Below are 6,237 nucleotides of genomic sequence, written 5' to 3' on the forward strand. Positions count from 1 at the left end.
GACCGGCATGGCCGCTCCTTTCCTCAGCGCCTCGTGGTATCGCGTCGCCGAACTTCGCCCCGAGCTACGCGCGCACGCGCGCATCCATCGCCAGCGTTTTCGTGGTCAGCCGTGGTACGTCCTGCACGACAGCGCTTCCGGCAAGCTGCATCGTTTCAGTCCCGCCGCCTACCGGGTGATCCAGCTGCTCGACGGCCAGCGAACGATCGACGAGGTCTGGACCGAGGTCGCGGCAGAAGCCGGCGAAGACGCGCCGACGCAGGACGAAGTCATCCGCCTGCTGGCGCAGCTGCACGCCGGCGACCTGCTGCAGGCCGACCTGCCTCCCGATGTCGACGAACTCGCCGAGCGCGGCAGCAAGCAGAAGCGTCAGAAGCTGTTGCAGAGCTTCATCAATCCGATGTCGATTCGCATCCCGCTGTGGGATCCCGACGCTTTCCTGAACCGCAGTTGGCCGCTGGTGAAGCCCTTGTTCGCTCCTCTCGGCGCCTTGCTGTGGTTGCTGGTGGTGCTGCCGGCGATCGTTCTCGCCGGCGTCAACTGGCACGAGCTGACGGCCAACCTCAGCGATCAGGTGCTGTCGGCGCACAATCTCTTTCTGCTCTGGCTGGTCTATCCGCTGATCAAGGCGCTGCACGAGCTGGGGCACGCCTACGCGGTCAAGTCGGGCGATGGCGAGGTGCACGAGATGGGCGTCATGTTGCTCGTCCTGGCGCCGATTCCCTACGTCGACGCGACCGCCGCCGGCGCCTTTCGCAACAAGTGGCGGCGGGCGATGGTCGGTGCCGCCGGGATGCTCGTCGAACTGTTCCTGGCGGCGATCGCGATGGCCGTGTGGGTGCTCGTCGAGCCGGGGCTGGTTCGTTCGGTCGCCTTCAACGTGCTCTTCGTCGCCGGTGCGTCTACGCTGCTGTTCAACGGCAATCCCCTGCTGCGTTACGACGGCTACTACGTCCTCGCCGATCTGATCGAGATCGCCAACCTCGGCAACCGCTCGAATCAATACTGGCAATGGCTCGCCAAGCGCTACCTGTTCGGCGTCAAGACCGTCGACCGGCCGCTGGCGTCGGTCGGCGAGCGGCGCTGGTTTGTCTTCTACGGCGCCGCCTCATTCGTCTATCGAACGCTGGTGATGATCGTCATCACGCTGTTCATCGCCGGCGAGTTCTTCTTCGTCGGGGTGGTGCTGGCGCTTTGGGCGGCGACGACGATGTTCGTCCTGCCGATCGGCAAGGGCCTCGCTTACGTGCTTTCGAGCCCCGAACTGCAGCGCCACCGGGGGCGCGCGCGCCTCGTCACTTTCGGTTCGCTGGCACTCTTGCTGCTCTTCGTTGTCCTCGTGCCGATGCCCTTGCGAACGCACGCCGAGGGCGTCGTCTGGGTTCCCGAGAACGCCGAGGTGCGCGCCGGTGCCGACGGTTTTGTCGAGCGCTTGCTGGTGCAGCCGGAAACCCGCGTCGAGGTCGGCGAGCTGTTGCTGGTGACCAGCCAGCCGACGCTGGCTGCCGAAGTCGAGCAGGTGCGGGCGCGCATACGCCAGCTCGAGGTGCAGTACACCACGCAGATGTTCGACGAGCGCGTGCAGGCGGCGGCGATCAGCGAAGACCTGCGCCGGGAAAGAGCGACCCTGGCGCGCGCCGAAGAGAAGCTCGATTCGCTGCTGGTCATCGCCGAGGTCGCCGGCGCGCTCAAGCTGGCGCGGCCGCAGGATCTGCCGCAGCGCTTCGTCAAGAAGGGCGAGCTGCTCGGCTACATCGTCGACGGGCCGCCGCGCCTGGTGCGGGTGGTCGTCAGCCAGGACGACATTGCCCTGGTTCGCGAGGCGCATGACGAGGTGCAGGTAAAGATCGCCGACCGCCTCGAGCAGACGTATTCGGCGCGCCTGATTCGCGAAGTGCCGGGTGCTCACGAGCAGTTGCCAAGCAAGGCGCTGTCGCTTGAAGGTGGTGGCCAGCACGGCACCGATCCGCGCGACCCGCAGGGCCTCAAAACCCTGCAAAGGCTGTTCCAGTTCGACCTCGAGTTGCCGCCGGAAGTCGGCGCGCTGCACATCGGCACGCGCGTCTACGTGCGTTTCCAGCACCGCGCCGAACCGCTGGCCAAGCAGTGGGGACGGCGCTTGCGGCAACTCTTTCTGTCGCGCTTCAATGTCTAGGGCGCTGCTCGAGCGCTGGCAGGTGCAAGAGTTCGCTCCCGGCTTGTACGCGGAACGTCGGGACCTCAAGGACGGTCGCCTCGATCGCTTCATCGGCCGCCTGCTGGGGCGCTGTGCGCAGGCCGGCTCGCCGCTGCGCGGGCGCGCCATGCGACGTTTTGCCGGCCGCGTGCAGGCGCTCGAAGAGGGCTTGCTGGCCAGTGACGATGTGGCGCTGCGCCGCCGGGCGGCGGCCGTTGGCGCGGCCCTGGCGGTCGACGGGCTGGAGGATGCGCTGGTCGCCGAGTGTTTTGCGCTGGTCCGCGAGGTGTGTTCGCGGCAGCTCGGCCTGCGCCACTACCCGGTGCAGCTGATGGGCGGCTACGCCATGTTGACCGGGACGCTGGCCGAAATGCAGACCGGCGAGGGCAAGACGCTGACCGCCGTTCTGCCGGCGGTGACGGTCGCGCTGGCTGGCGCGCCGGTGCATGTGATCACCGTCAATCCCTACCTGGCGGCTCGCGACGCCGAGTATCTGACGCCGGTCTACGAGTACTTCGGCTTGCGCGTCGGCCTGATCGTCCCCGAACAGGAGAGCGCGCAGCGTGCCGAGGCCTACGCCGCCGACGTCACCTACTGCGTCAACAAGGACCTGGTTTTCGACTATCTGCGTGACCGCATTACCCAGAAGCGTGTGCGCAGCGGCCCGCGCGCCGTGCTCGACGGCTGGCTGGCCGGGCCGCACGCGCCGGCGAGTGCCAGCGTCTTGTTGCGCGGCTTGTACTTCGCGATCGTCGACGAAGCCGATAGCGTCCTGATCGACGAGGCGCGAACGCCGCTGATCATTTCCAGTGACGTCGACGACGCGAACGGGCGGGCGCTTTACGAGCAGGCGCTGGCGCTCGCCGCCAGCCTGAAGAGCAAGGGGCATTACGTCTTGCGGCCCCGGGAACGGAGCATCGAACTGACCGACGCTGGTCGCGCGGCGGTCGGCGATTTCGCCTGCGGGCTGGCCGGACTGTGGCGCATCCCGCGGGCGCGCGAGGAACTCGTTGAACAGGGGTTGTCGGCGCTGCATCTTTTTCAGCTCGACCGGCACTACATCATCGCCGACGACAAGGTGCAGATCGTCGACGAGTACACCGGTCGGGTGATGGCCGACCGTTCGTGGGAGCGCGGCCTGCACCAGATGATCGAGGTCAAGGAAGCGCTGGCAATCAGCAAACGGCGCGACACCATCTCGCGGATCACCTATCAGCGCTTCTTTCGCCGCTACCTGTGCCTGGCCGGGATGACCGGCACGGCGATCGAGGTGGCGCCGGAAATGCGCTCGGTGTACGCGATGGACGTCCTGCGTATTCCGCCGAATCGGCCGGTCGTCCGCCGTGACCTCGGGCAACGCGTGTTCGTCGACAGCGACAGCCGCTGGGCAGCGGTCGTCGAGCGCGCCGCCGAAATGCGCGCCGCCGGTCGCGCGGTGCTGATCGGCACGCGTTCGGTGGCGGCTTCCGAGCTGGCCAGCGCGCGCCTGAGCGCGGCCGCACTGGCGCACGAAGTGCTCAACGCGCGCCAGGACCAGCGCGAGGCCGAGATCGTCGCGCAGGCCGGGCAGCCGGGACGGATCACCGTCGCCACCAACATGGCCGGGCGCGGTACCGATATCCTGCTCAGTCCGGAAGTTCGTCAGGCGGGCGGCCTGCACGTCATTCTCTCCGAGTACCACGATTCGGCGCGAATCGATCGGCAGCTGTTCGGCCGTGCCGGTCGGCAGGGCGATCCCGGATCGTGCGAAGCGATCGTCTCGCTTGATGATGAATTGTTTCTCGCCCATGCTTCGCCTCTGCTGGGCTGGCTGCGCCAGCACGTATCGGCGGCCGGGCTGCTGCCACCGCCACTGGTACGCGTGCTGCGCCGTTCGGCGCAAGCAGCGGCCGAACGGCAGAACTCGCTGGTTCGCCGGCAGACGGTTGAAATGGACAAGCGCGTCGAACAGTCTCTGGCGTTTGCCGGAAGAGGAGAATAGGAAAATGCCGAGTCGCCAGGGTGGGCCGGGAAGGGGAAGAGTAAGAGGAGTCGGCAGCGCCGTGCTGTTGGCGCTGTGCTGGGCGGGCAGTGGGCTCGCCGCCGAGTTCGACTGCATCATCGAACCGAGCAAGAGCGTCGACGTACGCGCCGCGAGCGAGGGGCTGATCGAAAAGATCTGGGTTGACCGCGGCGACACGGTCAAGAAGGATCAGGTGCTGGTCACCCTCGATTCTGGCGTCGAGCGTGCGGCCGCCGAATCGGCGCGCTATCGGGCGACGATGCAGGGCAAGATCCGGACGGGTCAGAGCCGCGTCGAGTTCTCGACGACCAAGTACAAGCGCCGTGAGCAACTCGCCAGCCAGTCGTTCATCTCGCTGAGCGACCGCGACGAAGCGCTGACCGAGAAACGGCTGGCCGAGTCCGAGCTGCTCGAGGCCAAGGACGAACGCCGTCTGTCGGAGATCGAGTACCAGCGCCTGTCCGAGCAACTGCGGCTGCGGACGATCAGGAGCCCGGTCAATGGCATCGTCGTCGACCGCCTGCTCAACGCCGGCGAGCTGGCCGATAACCGCGACCTGCGCAAGCCAATTCTCAAGCTGGCCGACATCGGCACGCTGCACGTTGAAGTGCTGATGCCGATCGAAGCCTTCGGCAAGCTGAGCATCGGCGAGAAGGTCGAAGTGTTGCCCGAGGCGCCGGTCGGCGGTCGTCATACGGCGACGGTGGCGGTCATCGATCGCGTCCTCGACGCCGCCAGCGGTACCTTTGGCGTGCGCCTGGAATTGCCCAATCCAACGCTGAAACTACCCGCCGGCATCAAGTGCCGGGCCAGTTTCCCGGCGATCGCTGGCCGCTCGGCGCCGCCGGCGGCAAGCGCTGCACGGCCGCCAGCAAAGCCGGCGCCGGCGGTGTCCGGCAAGCCGATGTAGGCGCTGGCGGCTCCCTTGCTCGCTGCCCGCCGCATAACACGCGATCGAGCCGGCGCGGTGCGCGTCGCGACGCGGCTGCTGCTGTTGTCGCTGCTCTTCGGCGTCGGCCACGCCGACGTGCCGACGCCGGCGCAGGAGTGCCGCTTGCGCAACTCCGCGATTTGCGATTTGAACGGTGTCCGCTACCTGCTCGACGGGCCTTGCCCGGCGGCGGCGCGGACGATTCGGCCGCCCGGCAAGGAGCGCTGCGACGAAGCCGAACAGCGTCGCGGCGGCGAATCAGCAGTGGCGCGCGCGCTGCTCGCGCCGACGGCCGCGTCGGCCGCCGTGCCGACGCCAGCGGCAATATCGACGTCGGCGCCGACGCGCGACCTGGCGTGGGTCGGCGGTGTCGAGCGCTGGCTGTTGCCGCTGCTGCTGGCTCTTGCCGGCGTGCTGCTCTGCGCTCTGGCCGTGCTGGTCGTTCGTTGGCGACTCGGCAAGCGCGCTCAACGGCTGGCCGGCAAGGCCGTCGCTGCGCCTGCCAACCTGGGCCGCTCGCTATTGCCATTGGGCGTCGCCGCGCTCGGTGCGGTGCCTCTCGGCTACTGGGCAGCGCGCGCCGCTTTCTGGCGCGTTTTCTCGAGCGCCGACAATCACGATAGCGCCTTGCCGTGGTTGCTCGCCGCGCCGCTGGCCGTAGTCGTCTTCCTGCTGGTCTGCGGCCTGGCCTTCGCGCTGATAGCCTTGCTCCTCGGCTGGCTGCTCAAGGGTCGCCGCAAGGAGTCGTAGAACAAGCGGCGGCCAGTCGAGGCTGGGCAGGAAGGCGAGTGAGCGCCTGAACTCTGTCGGAATTTCTTACAGCTGGCAGCAGCAGCGTCGGCTCGATGCCGTCAAATGCCGATTAATCAAGAGGATAAAAATTGGTTTGCTCGTCGGTATAGGAATTGCTTATAGTTGAGGGCGCTTGTTTCCAGTGGCGAGCGATCGACGCCTCTGCTGGCGCGCCGTTCGGTGTGCCAGCACTGGCTACGGTAGCGGCGCCGTCTTGGCAGGTGTAGTGACTTCAGAGGCAGGCAGGCGGCAAGGACGCGATGCCGAAAACTCGTTGCAGGTGGATAGCGGGAGAAGACTATTGGATAGCGAAACCACGCTCCGGTGGCAAGGCTG

General features: G+C 67.2%; 4 protein-coding genes. All 4 read left to right on the plus strand.

Annotated features, from left to right (window positions below; genetic code table 11):
- Positions 1 to 7 precede the first annotated feature (7 nt).
- Genes QZ656_RS06655 through QZ656_RS06670 form a run of 4 tightly spaced genes read left to right on the plus strand, consistent with a single transcriptional unit; the run spans position 8 to position 5,859 of the window.
- On the plus strand, positions 8 to 2,155 hold the full coding sequence (locus QZ656_RS06655; protein ID WP_291992678.1) for a PqqD family peptide modification chaperone: 2,148 nt from the start codon (positions 8 to 10) through the stop codon (positions 2,153 to 2,155).
- Complete coding sequence (locus tag QZ656_RS06660) at positions 2,148 to 4,157, plus strand: preprotein translocase subunit SecA (protein ID WP_291992679.1); 2,010 nt, start codon at positions 2,148 to 2,150, stop codon at positions 4,155 to 4,157. The genes QZ656_RS06655 and QZ656_RS06660 overlap by 8 nt, the downstream gene beginning before the upstream one ends.
- 4 nt (positions 4,158 to 4,161) lie before the next feature.
- On the plus strand, positions 4,162 to 5,088 hold the full coding sequence (locus QZ656_RS06665; protein WP_291992680.1) for an efflux RND transporter periplasmic adaptor subunit: 927 nt from the start codon (positions 4,162 to 4,164) through the stop codon (positions 5,086 to 5,088).
- A gap of 57 nt (positions 5,089 to 5,145) precedes the next feature.
- Positions 5,146 to 5,859, plus strand: a complete 714-nt coding sequence (locus tag QZ656_RS06670) for a hypothetical protein (RefSeq protein WP_291992681.1) — start codon at positions 5,146 to 5,148, stop codon at positions 5,857 to 5,859.
- The last annotated feature ends 378 nt before the right edge of the window (positions 5,860 to 6,237 follow it).

Origin of the sequence: Candidatus Accumulibacter sp. ACC003 (genome assembly GCF_907163085.1) — a bacterium.
In the GTDB taxonomy this organism is placed as follows: Bacteria; Pseudomonadota; Gammaproteobacteria; order Burkholderiales; family Rhodocyclaceae; genus Accumulibacter.